The 16,374-nt window shown below is 63.7% G+C and carries 14 protein-coding genes; 4 read left to right on the forward strand and 10 right to left on the reverse strand.

Translation table 11 applies throughout. The annotated features are described in order from the left end of the window. Positions 1-48 precede the first annotated feature (48 nt). A complete protein-coding gene (locus B0G74_RS27535; protein ID WP_132378208.1) occupies positions 49-1,092 on the forward strand; it encodes a VTT domain-containing protein in 1,044 nt (347 codons plus the stop codon). A gap of 33 nt (positions 1,093-1,125) precedes the next feature. On the opposite strand, the gene B0G74_RS27540 is transcribed toward B0G74_RS27535, so the two are convergent. Both B0G74_RS27540 and B0G74_RS27545 read right to left on the reverse strand, forming a co-directional pair. Beyond that, entirely contained in the window at positions 1,126-2,700 is a 1,575-nt protein-coding gene (locus tag B0G74_RS27540) for a diguanylate cyclase (RefSeq protein ID WP_132378210.1), read from the reverse strand. A 125-nt stretch (positions 2,701-2,825) separates the two neighbouring features. Beyond that, positions 2,826-3,707, reverse strand: a complete 882-nt coding sequence (locus tag B0G74_RS27545; RefSeq protein WP_132378212.1) for a CHAD domain-containing protein — start codon at positions 3,705-3,707, stop codon at positions 2,826-2,828. Between the two features lie 272 nt (positions 3,708-3,979). On the opposite strand from B0G74_RS27545, the gene B0G74_RS27550 reads away from it, so the two are divergent. Then, the gene (locus B0G74_RS27550; RefSeq protein WP_132378214.1) at positions 3,980-4,573 is read left to right on the forward strand and encodes a short chain dehydrogenase; all 594 of its coding nucleotides are present in this window, start codon (positions 3,980-3,982) and stop codon (positions 4,571-4,573) included. 195 nt (positions 4,574-4,768) lie between these two features. Beyond that, positions 4,769-6,355 carry an inorganic phosphate transporter gene (locus B0G74_RS27555; protein ID WP_132378216.1) on the forward strand — a complete coding sequence of 529 codons (1,587 nt, stop codon included), beginning with the start codon at positions 4,769-4,771 and terminating at the stop codon, positions 6,353-6,355. Positions 6,356-6,464: 109 nt separating this feature from the next. On the opposite strand, the gene ppk2 is transcribed toward B0G74_RS27555, so the two are convergent. Then, positions 6,465-7,391 carry a polyphosphate kinase 2 gene (gene ppk2, locus B0G74_RS27560; RefSeq protein WP_132378218.1) on the reverse strand — a complete coding sequence of 309 codons (927 nt, stop codon included), beginning with the start codon at positions 7,389-7,391 and terminating at the stop codon, positions 6,465-6,467. Positions 7,392-7,554: 163 nt separating this feature from the next. Beyond that, positions 7,555-7,956, reverse strand: coding sequence for a VOC family protein (locus B0G74_RS27565; RefSeq protein ID WP_132378220.1), 402 nt, complete (start codon positions 7,954-7,956; stop codon positions 7,555-7,557). A 197-nt stretch (positions 7,957-8,153) separates the two neighbouring features. Between B0G74_RS27565 and B0G74_RS27570 the strand changes: the two genes are divergently transcribed. After that, on the forward strand, positions 8,154-9,197 hold the full coding sequence (locus B0G74_RS27570) for a trypsin-like peptidase domain-containing protein (RefSeq protein ID WP_132378222.1): 1,044 nt from the start codon (positions 8,154-8,156) through the stop codon (positions 9,195-9,197). A gap of 127 nt (positions 9,198-9,324) precedes the next feature. Here the strand turns inward: B0G74_RS27570 and ggt are convergent, their stop codons facing one another. The 6 genes from ggt to B0G74_RS27600 form a co-directional block, all read right to left on the reverse strand. Beyond that, on the reverse strand, positions 9,325-11,058 hold the full coding sequence (ggt, locus tag B0G74_RS27575) for a gamma-glutamyltransferase (RefSeq protein WP_132378224.1): 1,734 nt from the start codon (positions 11,056-11,058) through the stop codon (positions 9,325-9,327). A gap of 221 nt (positions 11,059-11,279) precedes the next feature. Then, positions 11,280-12,683, reverse strand: a complete 1,404-nt coding sequence (locus tag B0G74_RS27580) for an MFS transporter (protein ID WP_132378226.1) — start codon at positions 12,681-12,683, stop codon at positions 11,280-11,282. Between the two features lie 220 nt (positions 12,684-12,903). Then, a complete protein-coding gene (locus tag B0G74_RS27585) occupies positions 12,904-13,668 on the reverse strand; it encodes a phosphocholine cytidylyltransferase family protein (protein ID WP_132378228.1) in 765 nt (254 codons plus the stop codon). Between the two features lie 27 nt (positions 13,669-13,695). Beyond that, positions 13,696-14,715, reverse strand: a complete 1,020-nt coding sequence (locus B0G74_RS27590; protein ID WP_132378230.1) for a lysylphosphatidylglycerol synthase domain-containing protein — start codon at positions 14,713-14,715, stop codon at positions 13,696-13,698. Further along, on the reverse strand, positions 14,712-15,524 hold the full coding sequence (locus tag B0G74_RS27595; RefSeq protein ID WP_132378231.1) for a 2OG-Fe(II) oxygenase: 813 nt from the start codon (positions 15,522-15,524) through the stop codon (positions 14,712-14,714). Before B0G74_RS27595 ends, B0G74_RS27590 begins: the two co-directional genes overlap by 4 nt. Next, a complete protein-coding gene (locus B0G74_RS27600) occupies positions 15,521-16,222 on the reverse strand; it encodes a CDP-alcohol phosphatidyltransferase family protein (protein ID WP_132378233.1) in 702 nt (233 codons plus the stop codon). The genes B0G74_RS27595 and B0G74_RS27600 overlap by 4 nt, the downstream gene beginning before the upstream one ends. Between the last annotated feature and the right edge of the window lie 152 nt (positions 16,223-16,374).

Genomic DNA, 16,374 nt, shown 5'->3' on the forward strand with positions numbered 1-16,374 from the left:
AGCCCCCGAAGCACGTCGGCTCAACCGCAAAAAACAGGAGCGCCTCAATTGGTAGAATTTCCGTCTTCGGCGGTGTCAACCTGGGGTGGCGCGGTCGTGTTCCTCAACGTCCTGTTGACGCGCCTCGGCGTGCCGATCCCCGCGGTGCCCGTGCTGCTCTTCGCGGGCTCCGCGATCGCCGCCGGCACCCTGTCCTTCTGGCCGGTCCTCGGCGCGGCCGTGCTCGGCGCGCTGATGGGCGACGGCGCATGGTTCACGGCGGGCCGCCTGTATGGCCGCAAGCTGATTGCCGCGCTCGGCCGGATCTCGCCTGCCGTCGATTCCAAGGTGGACCAGGCGCGCGCGCTGTTCGAGCGCTTCGGTGTGCCGCTCGTCTCGATCTCGAAGTTCGTCCCCGGGCTCGCGCTCATCACCCCGCCGCTGATGGGCACGACCGCCGTCGACGCCCGCATCTATGCGGCCTACGATTTCGCCGGCGCCCTCGCGTGGGCCGCCTTCTGGCTGGTCGGCGGCGCCGCCGCGGAACGGCAGCTGCATATGCTGCTCGACTTCGTCAAAGCCCGCGGCGGCACCGTCATCGACGTTTTGCTGGCCACGGCTCTCGTGTTTCTCGCTTTCCGGCTGCAGCAACGACGCCGCGCACGCCGCCGTTTCGCCGATGCCGCCTCGGCTACGGCGGAACGGGCAGCCGCCGGCGGCTGGCGCCGCATCGCGCCGCCCAAGGTGCTCGACGCCCGTCCGCAAGCGCCCGCGCTCGAAGCGCCGTGCCGCATTCCCGGCGCGCTCGCGCTCGATCCGCATTCGCAGGAGCAGATCGACGGCGCACTGCGGACGTACGACATGGTGATCTACTGCATTTGCCCGGACAGCGCGACCGCCTTCGAGATCACGCAACGCATGCGTCACAACGGCTACACGCGGATTCGCGCACTGCGGGGCGGCCTCGATGCCTGGCAGCGGCGCGGCTTTCCGGTCGAACCGCTTGCACCGGCCGGCGAGCTGACCGGCAACCGAGCGCCCGAAGCGCACGGCGAGGCGCGCGGGGCAATCACGTTGCGCGGCTTCGCCCCGCGCAGCACCCAAGGCACCTGAGCCGCGCCGGTCGCGGTTCAGCCTTGGCGCCGCTTACATCGAGGAATGCTGGGTCATTGGACGTTCAGCCCACGTGGCCGAACTGACGCGATTGCGGCCGGCCGCCTTGGCGGCATAAAGCTGCCGGTCGGCGGCGGCCAGCAGATCGAGTGCATGGGCGCCCTCGGCCGGCACACAGGTCGCGCAACCCACGCTCACGGTGACCGCGACGATTGCACCGTCGCTGCGGATCACATCCTGGCTCTGCACCTTGCGACGAATCTTCTCCGCCACATTGAGCGCGCCCTCGGCCGGCGTGTCCGGCAAGATCACGGCGAACTCCTCGCCGCCGTACCGCGCCACCACGTCGACCGCGCGGCGCACCGTCGCCGCGATGCATTCGGCCACCGCGCTCAAAGCCTCGTCACCGCTCGCATGGCCGTAGGTGTCGTTGAATTGCTTGAAGTGATCGATGTCGATGAACAGCGCCGAGAGCGGTTGGCCCATGCGCCGCGCGCGCCGCCACTCTTCGTCGAGCCGGTTATCGAGCACGCGGCGGTTGCTCAGTCCGGTGAGCGGATCGGTTGCGGCAAGACGAACCAGCGCCGCCTGCGCGCGCAGCTTGTCGCGCAACGCGAACGACAGCAGCCACGAGACCATCACGAAGACCACACCGAACGTGAGCGTCAGCCCACCGACGATCCGGCTGCGACGCCACCACGGCGCCAGCACTTCGTCCACGGCGGGCGCGACCACCGCGATCAGCGGCGTGCCGGGCACGCGCGCGTACGTGTACATACGCCGCACGCCGTCCACGGCCGAAATCGCCGCATACGTGCCCGCGTTATGCGCGGCCATCACCTGGAACGTCGGCGACTTCGCGATGCTCGAGCCGATATCGCGCGACGAGAGCGGCTTGCGCGCGAGCAAGGTGCCGTCGTCCATCACGACGAACACCGAGCCCAGCCGGCCGGTATCGATCCGGTCCAGCAGGTGTTGAAAATATTCGATGCGAATGGCCAGCAGCGCGACGCCGGCGAACGTGCCATCGGCTTGGTCGATGCGCCGCGTGAGACCGATGGAGAGTTTGCCGTCGCGCAGCCGGGAGCGGAACGGGTGCGAGAAATACAGGCCCACGGCGGGGCTGCGTTGATGGGCCAGAAAATAGTCGCGGTCGGCAAGGCGCACCGCGGCGTTGACCTCGCCGCTTTGCGAGGCGATCACCTGCCCGTCCCGGCCGATCACATAGGCGCCGCCCAGGTAGGCCGCGGTTGTCGCCCGGTCGAACATCACCGCGCGCTGTACGCCGGCGGGCAGCGTCCAGGCGGCCTGGTTGCGCGCCCCGTCCACCATCGCCTGCAATGACAGATCGTAGATTTCGACGTTGCGTTCGAGGTCGGTGGAAATGATCGCGACGAGGTTTTGCGACGTGTCGCGCGCGTGATCGAGCGCATCGGCGCGGCCGGTGCTGAGCGTCAGCAGCGTCAAGCCCGCCATGGACACGGCCACCAGCGTACCGGCCATCCCCGCAAAAAACGGGTGATTACCCACGTATCGCGATACGCCCGTGCCATAGGCGCGCAACCTCTTGCGCCAGCGCCGACGCAGCGAAAGCGTTTGACGTGCCACGTGCGCATCACCTCCTTCGCAGACGATCCGCATGGCACAACCCACGCGGACGCGCAGCCAATGTTGTTATTCGGATGCGATTCGTGCCGTTTCGTACGCGGCCGCGCGCAACGATGCGCCCAGCATCATAGTTTGCGCAGCAGTCCGGCCGCCGAGCGCATCCGGCGTTTGCGCTCCTTGCCAAGCCAGTGGAGCGCCGCATCCGTATCGCCGGAGCCCGCGAGCAGAGCAGCATTGTCGCGCAGCAACATCTCGCTCGCGACCACATCGTTCAGCGCACCGAAACGTTTCTGGATCTGCTTCAGACGTTTGAGGGTACGTTTGTGGCCACTGCTCAGGACGGGTTCGAAAAACTCCAGCAGATACCGCAGCTTCTTTCCTGCCTTCCTCACATTGTGAAAGGCGATGTAGTTGGAGCGCTTCGCCCGACGCGCGCGTTTCATCCGTTTGTTTAACGAACGCTCTGAAGCGGCCACACGTTGCCTCGCGAATTTCCGCAGCGGCATGCGTTCATGCGCGGTATTCAATTCTTTGGACGCACTGGACAAGGCTTCGCGCAGCAGATGTTTGACGTCGGCGTTCGAGAGCGTTTCGCGGCTTGTCGACAACGCGGCGCCGCGAGCGTCCTGGAGTTTGGGCGCGATTTCACTCGTGCCGGTGCGTGCACCGTTGTCGTCGTGTATCAGCAATTCAATCAGAATGTCCCAGTCGCGCGTTTTGCCGGCAGCTGTGGCCAGAAACTTATACAGCGCACGTTGCCGCGTGTTCTCGCCTTTTTCGAGCAACGGCTCGAAGGCCCACCATAAGGAGCGCAAACGGCGCAGCGAGACACGCAATTTGTGCAGCGCTTCCGGCGACGCGTCTTCGCGCACCGCGTTGGCGTATTCGATCGCATGATCGACGAGAGGCGCCGCATACGACGCGAAGGCCTCTTGCGCAGAGTGCGCGCCGGCGGCTGGATCACTGTCAGCGGGTCGTTTATCGACTTTCAGGCTGTCGCGCGTCATTGAAGCCCCTTGGGAACACCTTATCCACAGACTAGCAAAAAAAGGTCCTGGCGGATATTCGCGCGTTTATTTCGTCGCGATCCATAGCGCCCACGCACGATCCGATGCGCGAGTCATGCACCTCACGGCAGGCTTGTTCCTTTTTCTCCCTTCGACGGCAGGGCGCCCTGGAGCGACTATCTTTAACAGACGCGATGGCGCTCAGCGGCGAGCTGGCGCCGCGGTCCATATGAATGCATGTCGAGACGCGTGGCCTACTCTTAGGAGGTTCTATGCGAATACTGATTGTCGGTGCAACGGGCCTGATCGGCGGCGAAGTGGTCAAGCTGCTCGGTGCCGAACACGACATCGTCACCGCGAGTCGCAAGGGTTCCGATCTGCACGTGGACCTGTCGAACAAACCCAGCATCCAGTCGATGTATCAGCAAGCCGGCACACTCGACGCGGTCATCTGCACCGCCGGCGCAGCGAAGTTCGCTCCACTCGCCTCGCTCTCCGACGAGGATTTCTCGTTCAGTCTTGCCAACAAATTGATGGGCCAGGTCAACCTGGTGCGGTGTGGCGCGGCGCATGTGTCGCAAGGCGCGTGCTTCACGCTGACGAGCGGCGTACTCGCGCAGCAGCCGATGGAAGGCAGCGCGGCGGTCAGCATCGTGAACGCCGGCGTGGAAGCGTTCGTGCGCTCGGCGGCGCTCGAGTTGCGTGGCAAAGCCCGCGTTAATGTGGTCAGCCCGGGCTGGGTCGCCGAGACGCTCCAGTCGATGGGCCGCGATCCGTCGCAAGGCGTGCCGGCCGCCGTGGTCGCGCAAGCCTACAAGCGAAGTCTGGGCGGCAGCGCAAGCGGCGAAGTGTTCTCCGCTTCTTAGCTGGACCGCTCGCCCGAGTTCTTTTCGGACATCTGAGCGTCAGGATCCGACACCAGGAAACCGTACATCGAAGCGGCGCGCAGCCAGTGGCCGCGCGCCGCCGCATCCCGCATGTGCGTCACGCAACTGTCATCATTGCGACACACACGCCCCGCAGGATCGGAAACTCCGCGACAAACTTTTGGGGCTCACGTCATGCCGGAACTTTCGTATCCACAGCCGGGCACTGCTAGCGGAAAGGGGCGCAACATCAGCCTCGTCATTTTCCTTGCCGTGATACTGGTCGGTGCGGTTTATTGCGCCGTGCACTTAATGGACGATCTGCAACCCGTTCGCGAAAGCTCGGTAATGCCTTACCTGCTGCTCGGCATTGCGCTTTTAATCGCGCTGGGTTTTGAGTTCGTCAACGGCTTTCACGACACGGCGAACGCGGTCGCAACCGTGATCTACACCCATTCGCTCGCGCCGAACCTGGCTGTGGTGTGGTCAGGCGGCTGGAATTTTCTCGGCGTGCTGACGTCGAGCGGCGCGGTCGCCTTCGGCATTCTGCAACTGCTGCCCGTCGAACTGATCTTGCAGGTCGGCAGCAGCGCCGGTTTCGCGATGGTCTTCGCCTTGCTGATCGCCGCGATCATCTGGAATCTCGGCACGTGGTGGTTCGGACTGCCGTCGTCGAGCTCGCATACGCTGATCGGCTCGATCATCGGCGTCGGCCTGATGAACCAACTGATGCACGGCACCGACGGCACGAGCGGCGTGGACTGGAATCAGGCGCTCGGCGTGGGCAAGTCCTTGCTGTTCTCGCCGCTGGTCGGCTTTCTCGCGGCAGGTTTGCTGCTGCTGATCCTGAAAGCCGTGGTGCGCATTCCCGCGCTGTATGCCGAACCGAAGGGCAAGGAGCCGCCGCCGTTCTGGATCCGCAGCCTGCTGATCCTGACCTGCACGGGCGTCTCGTTCGCGCACGGCTCGAACGACGGCCAGAAAGGCATGGGCCTCATCATGCTGATCCTGATCGGCACGGTGCCGACGGCGTACGCACTGAACAAGGCGGTGACGCCGGCAGAAACGCAAACCTTCCTCGCCGTCGCGCATGAAACCTCGGCGACGCTCGCCAAATACACCCAGGGCGCCACGCCTTCGGCCAATCCGCGCGCCGATGTCGAAGCCTACGTGCGCACGCATCAATTGACGCCCGCCACGTTGCCGGCGCTGCAACAACTGACCGACATCATTGCCGGCCAGGTCAGCTCGTCGGGCTCGATGGCTGCGGTGCCGCAAAATATCGTCGACAACGTGCGCAACAACATGTACGTGGTCTCGGAAGCGATCCGCCTGATGGCCAAAAACAAGCAGCCGGCCTTCTCGCCGGAGGACGCCAAGGTGATCGGCAACTTCAAGGCTCAAACCGATCACGCCACCAAGTTCATTCCGACGTGGGTCAAGGTCGCGGTGGCGATCGCCCTCGGTCTCGGCACGATGGTGGGATGGAAGCGCATCGTCGTGACGGTCGGCGAGAAGATCGGCAAACAGCATTTGACGTACGGACAAGGTGCATCGGCTGAACTGGTGGCGATGCTGACGATCGGCGCCGCCGACATGTACGGCCTGCCGGTTTCCACGACGCATGTGCTCTCTTCGGGCGTGGCGGGCACGATGGCGGCTAACGGTTCCGGCCTGCAATGGGGCACGGTGCGCAGCCTGATTCTCGCCTGGGTGCTGACGCTGCCGGTTTCCATCGCGCTGGCGGCTGGCTTGTACTGGGTGTTCCGGGCGGTGTTTTAAGCCCTCACGGCGGCCAGTTCCTCAACCGGTCGCCGCCTCCGGGAACGGCAAAAAAAAGCGCGGCTCGCGGCCGCGCTTTTTTTATTTCATCGACCGGTACGCTGATCGGTCAATACAGCTCAGGCACGATCATCGACGCCGGCACCGGCTGGCGGCTGTATTCGTCGTGATAGACACGCGCGGGCAATTCGATAGTCGAATGCTCGATCTCGTGATACGGCACCTGGCTCAGCAGATGGTGAATGCAGTTCAGGCGCGCGCGCTTCTTGTCGACCGCCTGCACGACCCACCACGGCGCTTCGGGAATGTGCGAGCGCTGCAGCATCACTTCCTTGGCCTGCGTATAGGCTTCCCAGCGGCGCCGGCTTTCCAGATCCATGGGACTCAGCTTCCACTGCTTCAGCGGGTCGTGAATGCGGTTCTGAAAGCGGATTTCCTGTTCTTCGTCGGTAATCGAAAACCAGTACTTGAGAATCTGCACGCCGCTGCGCGCCAGCATCTTTTCGAATTCCGGCACCGAACGGAAGAACTCTTCGTATTCTTCGTCGCTGCAAAAATTCATCACGCGCTCGACGCCCGCGCGGTTGTACCAGCTGCGATCGAACAGCACCATTTCGCCGCCGGCCGGAAGATGCGACACGTAGCGCTGGAAATACCATTGCGTGCGTTCGCGGTTATTCGGCGCCGGCAGCGCCGCCACGCGGCACACGCGCGGATTGAGCCGCTGCGTGATGCGTTTGATCGCGCCACCCTTGCCGGCCGCATCGCGCCCTTCGAAAATCACCACGAGGCGATGGCCGGTCTGCACGATCCAGTCCTGCAATTTGACGAGTTCGCCCTGCAACCGGAACAGCTCGCGGAAGTACATCTTGCGCGCCTCGCGATGCTCGGGCGTGAAGCCGTCCGCGCCGTCGATGATGCGGTCGTCGACCTCCATCTCGAGTTCCTCGTCGTACGCGTCGATCAGGTCCTCTTCGAAACGGCGCTGCCGCTCGGCCATCAATTCGGCCTCGGGTCTCGAATCCAGCTCTTTCATTGCGGCTCTCCTGGCAACGGAAATGGTTAGGCGCGCGGCGGCAAACGCGACGCGGACGCGTTCGATTATCGAAGCGGCAGGTGTCAGCCGTGTTACCAGTGCGGCGCGCGCGCCCGGTCGATGTCCATGATAGCGAGTTTTGCCGGGCCGCCCGGCGCTGACGTCACGCGTTCAGCGGTTTCGCGAAGCTGATTTCGTGGCCGTCAGGATCGGTGATGTGGAAATAGCGCTCGCCCCACGGCGCATCGGACGGCTCGAGCGACGGCTTCAGCCCCGCCGCCAGCGCTTTGCGGTAGATCGCGTCGACGTCGGACACATAGATGATCACGCGGCCCCACCAGGCGACCGGCGCGCGCGTATCGACGATCAGGTTCAGATACGAGCCGCCGAACGCAAACGATGTAAATGCCTCCTGCGGACCGCCGAATTTCATCGGAAAGCCGAGAGCTTCGTAAAACAGCACGGCGCGCGGCATATCGCGGGTGGCAAGCGTGATGGCGCTGATCGATTCGATTTGCGGTTCGGCGGCCCCGGTCGGCGAGGCTGACGTGGCGGGTGAGTTCATGGCGGCTGCCTCCTTGGCATGGCGGGAGTCTCACGTGCCCAGCACGGTGCATGCCGTGCCGTTGGCCGCGGTGCTCGCATCGGCTGGCTTCATCCGGAAAGTGTCTCACAGGCCGCGCCGCCGCGGCGCGCCTCGCAGGCACTTGAAAACCTACGCGACGCCCCGCATCTGCCATTCCGTTTATCCGGAGCATCGCCATGGGAAGCCGCCCACGCTTCGTCGATGACCTGTCGCGCGCCGCATCCGACGCCCCCGGGCCCGAGACACTCAATCCTTTATCCGACGACGCCCTGCTCGACGCCTACTCCCGCACCGTGATCGGCGCACTGGAACGCGTTCAGCAAGCCGTCGCTTTCATTGCCGTCGAACGCCGCCTGCCCGGCGAGCCGTCCGGCCGCGCAAGCGGCTCGCGCGGCGGCACCGGCTCGGGCTTTCTGTTCACGCCCGACGGTTATCTGCTCACCAATAGCCATGTCGTGCACGGCGCCACCCACATCACCGTGACGCTCGCCGACGGCGCGAAATTCGACGCCGATCTGGTCGGCGACGATCCCGGCAGCGATCTGGCCGTTTTGCGGATCGGCTCGCCGGAACCCTTGCCGCATGTCGAACTCGGCGAGTCGTCGAAGCTGCGCGTCGGGCAGATCGCGATCGCGGTCGGCAATCCGCTCGGCCTCGCGCAAACCGTCACGACGGGCGTGGTGTCGGCGCTCGGCCGCTCGCTGCGCTCGAACTCGGGCCGCATGATCTACGACGTGATCCAGACCGACGCCGCGCTCAATCCCGGCAATTCGGGTGGTCCGCTGATCAATTCGGCGGGCCAGGTGATCGGCGTGAATACCGCGATCATTCCCGGCGCGCAGGCCATCTGCTTTGCCACGGCCATCGACACCGCCAAGTGGGTCATCATGCAGATCTTCGCGCATGGCCGCGTGCGGCGCGCGTATATCGGCGTGGCGGGCACCACCAGGCCGCTGTCGCGCCGTGTGCAGCGCTACTTCGGCTTGAACTCGGAAAGCGGCGTGCATGTCATGGAGATCGTCAAAGGCAGCCCGGCCGCGCTCGGCGGTCTGCGCACCGACGATACGATCATCGCGATCGATACGCAGGCCGTGCAGGACGTGGACAGTTTGCAGCGCACGCTCGACGCATCGCGGATCGAAAGACCCGTCGACGTGACGGTGTTGCGCGGCGCGCAGCGGCTCGAATTGACGTTGACGCCGGTCGAGCAGGCTAGCTGAAGCAACGTTAGCCAGCACGCCCTCGCCCACAAATAAAAAGCCTCGCGTTCAGTCGAACGCGAGGCTTTTTATTAACCAGCGGCGCATCTCATCTCAAGACGCGCCGCCCAATTCCCTGCAAAAACGCTTACTGGATCACGCGCGTCACACCACGGCCGCGCGGATCGGCCGCGGCTTCCGGTGTATCGCCGTTGACCTTGATCGCCTGGATATCGCCGCTGAAATCCTGCCCCTTCAGCGTGTAGCCCTTGGCTTCGATCTGCTTGGCGAGTTCACCCTCGATCGGCTTGTACGGCTCCCAGAAGATCGTGTTCGGCGGCAACAGCTGATGATGGAAGCGCATCTCGGCGACAGCCTGCTGCAGCGGCATGTTGTAGTCGTAGACGTTGTTGATCACCTGGAAGATCGACGTGAAGATGCGCGAGCCGCCCGGCGTGCCGATCACGAGCGACACCTTGCCGTCCTTCGTCAGGATCGTCGGGCTCATCGAGGAGAGCGGCCGCTTCTTTGGTTCGATCGAGTTCGCGTCGCTGCCCACCACGCCGAACATGTTCGCGACGCCCGGCTTCGCGGAGAAGTCGTCCATCTCGTCGTTCAGCACGATGCCCGTGCGATCCGCCACCACGCCCGAACCGAAATAGCCGTTGATGGTGTACGTGTTCGACACGGCGTTACCCCACTTGTCGATCACCGAGAAGTGCGTGGTTTCCGCTTTCTCCGGCATCGACGTGCCGAGGCCAGGCTGCACGCTCTTCGTGTCGGACGGCGTGTTCGGATTCACTTCGGCGGCGCGCTTGGCGATATATGCGTCGTCGGTCAATTGAGCGACCGGCACCTTGTAGAAGTCAGGATCGCCGAGGTACTGCGCGCGGTCGGCGAACACGCGCTTTTCGATTTCCGCGATCAGATGCACGTACTGCGCGGAATTGAGCGTGACGTCCTTGAAGTCGGGCGCAATGTCGGCCTTCATTTTCAGCAGTTGCACGAGACCGATACCGCCCGAGCTCGGAGGCGGCGCGGTGTAGACGCGATAGCCGTTCCAGTCGGCCTGGATCGGCTGGCGCCACACTGCTTTGTACTGTTGCAGATCGGCCTTGGTGATCAGGCCGTGACCGCGCATGGACGCCGCGATCAGGTCAGCCGTCTTGCCCTGATAGAAATCTTTGGCGCCTTGATCCGAAATGCGCTGCAACACAGCAGCCAGATCCGGCTGCTTGAAGTTGACGCCTTGCTTCAGATTGCCGAAGTAAGTATCGAAGTTGGTCTTGCCGGCGAAGTCTTTCGCGGCATCGTCGCGGCGTTCCTGCAATTGCTGGCTGACCTCGAAACCATCGCGCGCGTAATGGATGGCCGGTGCGAGCACCTGCTTCCACTTGAGCTTGCCGAAGCGGCGCTGCGCCTGCCACATGCCGTCGACGGTGCCCGGCACGCCCACTGCACGGTAGCCGAACAGGCTCATGCCTTTGATGACCTCGCCCTTGTCGTCGAGATACATGTTCTTGGTCGCGGCCAGCGGAGCGCGCTCGCGGTAGTCGAGAAAGTACGGCTTGCCGTCGACATAGAGCGTCATGAAACCACCGCCGCCGATGTTGCCCGCTTCCGGATACGTGACGGCAAGCGTGAAGGCGATCGCGACGGCCGCGTCGACGGCGTTGCCGCCTTCCTTGAAGATCTGCTCGGCGGCGTCGGCGCTGAACTTGTCCGCGACCGCTATCGCTGAGGCGGTGAGTACAGCCGGTTGAGCTTTCGCGGGCGGTTTCGCGAGTGCGGGCGTGGCCTCGAGAAACCCGGTTGAGACAGCGACGAGTGCGACCAGCGCGAATCCGCTTGCCGACGATTTAACGTTGCGGAACAACTTCATTGCCTATCCCCCAAGAAGACTTTTATCCGATGAATACAGATGTCTTGGAGGTTTATAACATGTGAACTGCTCGCTTGCGAAGCCGCTAGATGTCGTAGGGTCTATGTTGCGGCACACAAAAACACCGGTTCGACGGCATGCAAAAACGCTGGTCAAAACGCCCGGGACAGAGGCATTCGGCAAGCCACATGCCGCGGAACATGGCGCACCGCGTATTGCGCTTACGCCCGCCCGCGACTGCCGCGCGCAATCTCATCGCCGGCGCCGTGCGGCAGTCGCGCGGTGATGGGAATCGACATGAACGAGAACAGACCGACCACGAGAAAAGCCGGCCAGAAATCGGAGAACACAATGGTCGAATGACCCTGCACGTTGTGCGAAATCTGCAGCACGATACCCGCGATCGTCACACCGAGCCCCAACGAAATCTGCTGGATCACGCTCGCGACGCTCGTCGCGCGGCCCACGTCGCGGCTCGGGATGTCCGCATATGCCAAGGTATTCAACGAGGTGAACTGCAGCGACGGAAAGAAGCCGCCGAACAGCACGACACACCAGATCAGCCAATGCGGCGTGCCGGGAAAGAACAGACCGTAGACCGCGATGGCGAGGCCCGCACAGCCCGCGTTGAACATCAGCACGGTGCGGAAACCGAAGCGCTCGAGAATGCGCGACGCGGCCGCCTTCATGAAGATCGAGCCGAACGCGGACGCGCACGTGATCGAGCCCGACTTGAACGCCGTCATGCCGAGCCCTTCCTGCAATGCGAGCGGCAACAAAAACGGCACGGCGCCGAGACCGACACGAAACAGCGAACCGCCCACCACGCTCGCGTGAAAACTCGGAATGCGCAGCAGTCGCAGATCGAGCACAGGCAGTTCGACGCGACTCGCGTACAGCATGTACAACGTCAGCAACATCACGCCGATCACGCACATGCCGACCGACACCGTGTTCGACACCAACTCGCCGCCCACCAGCGAAAGCCCCAGCATGAACAGCGACGCCCCGCTCGCGGACAAAAAGAAACCAGTCCAGTCGAGCCGGCCCGGATGCGCTTCGCGCACGTTGGCAATGTGTTTGTTCGCGAGCCAGATGCCGAGCAGGCCAATTGGAATGTTGATGAAAAAGATCAGACGCCAATGCAAATAGGTCGTGATGAAGCCGCCCAGCGGCGGCCCGACCACCGGTCCAAGCAAAGCCGGCACCGTCAGATAGTTGACCGCGCGAATGAAGTCGGACTTCGGCACCGAACGGAAAATGATGATGCGGCCCACCGGCACCATCATCGCGCCGCCAATGCCTTGCACGAAGCGCGCAACCACGAACGTGCCGAGCGACGTGGAAGCCGCGCACATCAGCGAGCCGGCCATGAAGACGCCGATGGCCGTGCGAAACGCCGTGCGCGAGCCGAAGCGGTCAGCGACCCAGCCACAGATGGGAATGAAGACGCCGAGGCCGATGACATACGCCGTCACGGCGAGCTTGAGGGTGATGGGATCCTGGCCGAGATCGCGCGCCAGAACCGGCAGCGACGTCACGATGACCGTGCCGTCCACGTTTTCCATGAACATCGCACACGCGACGATCAGCGGAACAATGAAAGTGCCTAAAGCGAGAGGCATTGGCAAGGCGACGGGTTGCAAGGCCGTCGGTGTAAAGCGTCGATTATGGCATCGCATCGGCAACAGATGTTGTTGCGCGAGGTCTTTTCGTACGCGCGATGGTTGAGCGTGCAACGAAGCACCGGGCGATGCAAAGGTTCGAGGGATAAGCACAAAAAGGTTGAGCCGGCATTCAGCCGGCTCAACCTTCGATACGTCAGCGAAGAGGCAGACGAACTGCTTAGCGCGATGCGCTGACCAGCGGCTGCAACTGCGGCAGGATCTCGGTGCTCGCGCGAGCCACGTCGTTCGGGAAGTCGATTTCGATCCAGGGTGAGCCGGTCACGTCGGCGGTATCGAACACCTGGCTGCGCTCAAGCAGCAGATCGCGCACCGCTTCTTCGTGCGGCATGTTGGCCCGGTCGCTGTCCACGTAGCCGGCCACGATCTGCGCAAAGCGCTGCGCGGTTTCCTGACGGAAGCGGAAGAACCCGACCGATTCGCCGATGGTGTCGTACTCGAGATTGACGGCGAGCTGCTTGCGCAACTCGACCGGCACGCCGTCTTTCAGACACAGCTTGACGGGTTCGTCGCCGGCTTCGAAATCACGGTCGATCAACAGGCGGTTGACCGTCTCGCCCGCCACCAAAGCGGCCAGAATGCGCTCGTCGTAGAGCACGTCGGCGTCCATCAACAGCACGTCGCCGCCGCGCGTCAGCGCCTCGGCCACCGTGTGCACCGTCAGCACGCTGCCCAGGTCGTAACGCGTGTTCAGCACCGTTTCCACCTTGTGCGGCCAGTTGATGCGCTCCAGTTCCGCCTGCACCGATTCCGGCTGAAAGCCGAGCGCCAGCACGACTTCAGTCACGCCAGCGGTTTCGAGCATTTGCAGATGCCGTTCGAGCAGGCTCATGCCGTCGAATTGCAACAGACACTTCGGGAACTGAGCTTCCGGCGGTTGCTGGAGACGCAGGCCGAGGCCCGCTGCGAGGATGATGGCACGCATGCGCGGTCCTTTGAAAAAATACGGAGTTTAATCGACAACCGGCACGCGCCCTGTCGCGCGGCGCCGTTGCCAGCTTCGTTCGCTGAAGTGCAAAACCAGCAGACCCGGCAAGCCTAGCAGGATTTCGCGGGCGCGCTTGGCGAGCGACAACGCCAAGGCCGCGTCCGGCGGCAAACCCACCAGCGGCGCGAGCAGCAGATAGCCGCCTTCCTGCACGCCGAGCGAACCGGGAATCATGAACGCCGCGCCGCGAATCGCTTGCCCCAGGCTTTCGAGCAACAGGGCGTCGACCCAATCGACCGGATGACCGAGAAAGCGCAGCGCGAGCCACACCTCCACCGTGCCGACGATCCAGCCCAGCAGGCTCATCAGGAAGCTCGCCGCCACGCGGCCGCGCTCGCGGTACATGGCCTGCACGGCGGCATCGACGGCTTCGGCACGCGTCATCAACGAAGACCAGTCGCGCTTGCCGAAAAGCTTCGAGACCACACCGAGCAAGCGGCCGAACAGACCGCGCCGCTGTGCATAGTAGAACCCGACGATCATCGCGCCCAGCACGCCGGTGGCGATCAACGTCGCGGTCTGCAAATCGTGCAGCGCGCCGTGCGCGGCATAAGCGCCGAACAGCAACAGCCCGCCCAATGCGAAGAGAATTTGCGCGAGCGCCTGCGCGGTCGTGCTGACCGTGATCGCAGCAGCCGCATCGCGCATGCGCATGCCACGCTGGGACAGTTGCCGCACCATCACGACCGGGCCGCCGATCTGGCCGGCCGGCAACAGGCTATTCACCGACTCGCCGATCCAACGCGCGAACAGCGCGTCGCGCAAGGTCAGATCATGATGCACGCCGTCACGACGAGGATGAAACAGCACCGAGATCGCGCCGGCATCGAGAATCAGCGGCACGAGGTGAAACGCCGCGACGAGCGCGAGTCCCCAGCCGGCCGCGAGCAGCGTCGAGGCGACCGTGCCGAAACCCTGCCACGCGAGCAGGCCGACAAACAGCGCCGTCCCGATCGACAGCAGAATCAGGGCCGCGCGGCTCATGCGCGGTCCTTCCCGCGTCGGGTCATCTGACGAAACACCTGGCGGAAGCCGAAGTACGCAATCGCGTCCTTCATGTTCGAGATGAAACGACGCCACGGCCGCATGTTCGGATCCGTCACGTACTCGAAAGTGAGCGAGACGCGCATTTCGTTCGCGCCAGCGGGCGTGATGCGATGGCGCAGCTTGTCGCCGTCGAAAAACACGAGGCCGCCCGGCGGAATCTGCACCGAGCCCGGCTGATCCGCGATATCCGGATTGCGCGTGTGGAGCTCGTAGTCGAGCCGGCAAGACGATTCGTCGATCACGCCGAGCAGCAGCGTGTAACGGCGGCCGTCATAGTACGAAGTATCGTAGTGCCAGCCGATATGGTCGCCCGGCCGCGTGTAGTAATACAGCGCGTACGCATGCGGATCGTCGGCGGGCGAAAGCTGCAGCTTGTCGCCGCTCAGTTGCTCCAGCCAGCCGATCAATTCCTTCGAGCGGTACAGCTCGGCGATGAACGGCGCAAGGCGGTCGATCGTATGACGGCTCACGCTGCCGCCCTGCTTGTGACCCGGCAGATAGTTGCGGTTCACCTCGTCGAGCAGCGAACGTGCGCTGTGGACGAGCTGCGCCGTGACTTCGGGCGCGAGAAAGTCTTCCAGATAAAGAAACGCGCCCTGCTCCGCGAAATCCTTGCGCAGACGCGGATTGTCGAACTCGCGCGTGCGGCTCGCGATGGCGCGGTCGGCATTCGGTGCGGGCGAGGCAGCCGGCGTACGTCCGACCGGAGCGGACGCGATCACGTCGTTTTCGGCCTGCGTACTCATTTGCTGGCCCACATCTGGCTAGTTTCGGTCTTGCCGGCGGCAGCGGCCGCCGGGGTAGCGGCACGGCGCGCAACGCGCCAGTAGTCAATCACCACCCAAACAGCGAAAAGCGGCGCGCCGATGGACGCCACCACGACGAAGGGCAGCACGACGCTCGTCAACGTAACGATCGGCAGCAGATACAAGACGTCTTCAGTTTCGAAACCGCCGACGGATGCCTGCTTCGTGCCCGCCTTGCCGGCCATTTCCTCGATGCGCATGCGCAGGAAGAAAATCAGCGCGATCGCCACGCCGGCCAAGCCGCCGAGCACACCCGGCGCGACTCTCAATCCGGCGATGTGCGTGGCGCCCGCTCCCATGCCCATGCCGACGAACAACATGACGGTGACAAGGGCATCGCAAGCGAGGTCGTAAAAATGACCGATCCGGCTCGACTTTCCGCCGATGCGCGCGAGTTCGCCGTCCGTATGGTCGACAAAATTCGACAGCACGATCAGGAAGGCGCCGGTGTTGACCCACGCGAATTCGCCGTGAGCAAGGCAGAGCGCGCCTGCCAGCCCGATCAGCAGGCGCAGCGTGGTCAGATGGTTCGGCGTGACCCACGTGTTCACGAGCGGAGTCACGAGCCGGCGGGCGAGCCGCGCGTCCCATGTTCTGGGCGGCGGAACGTTAATTGGAGGTTGGGGTCGCGAATTCATAACCCGGAAATATATACGGGATCGCAAAAGATTGCTTTCTTACCGTACGTTTCTTTACCCTCCGCGCGTTGCCGATCTGTGCTGGCTGTAAAGCAAGATTTGCCGAATCGCGATAAAGTGCAAACCAGTTGCGCCTGCCCTCAAGGGGATCA

Source organism: Paraburkholderia sp. BL9I2N2, assembly GCF_004339745.1.
In the GTDB taxonomy this organism is placed as follows: domain Bacteria; phylum Pseudomonadota; class Gammaproteobacteria; order Burkholderiales; family Burkholderiaceae; genus Paraburkholderia.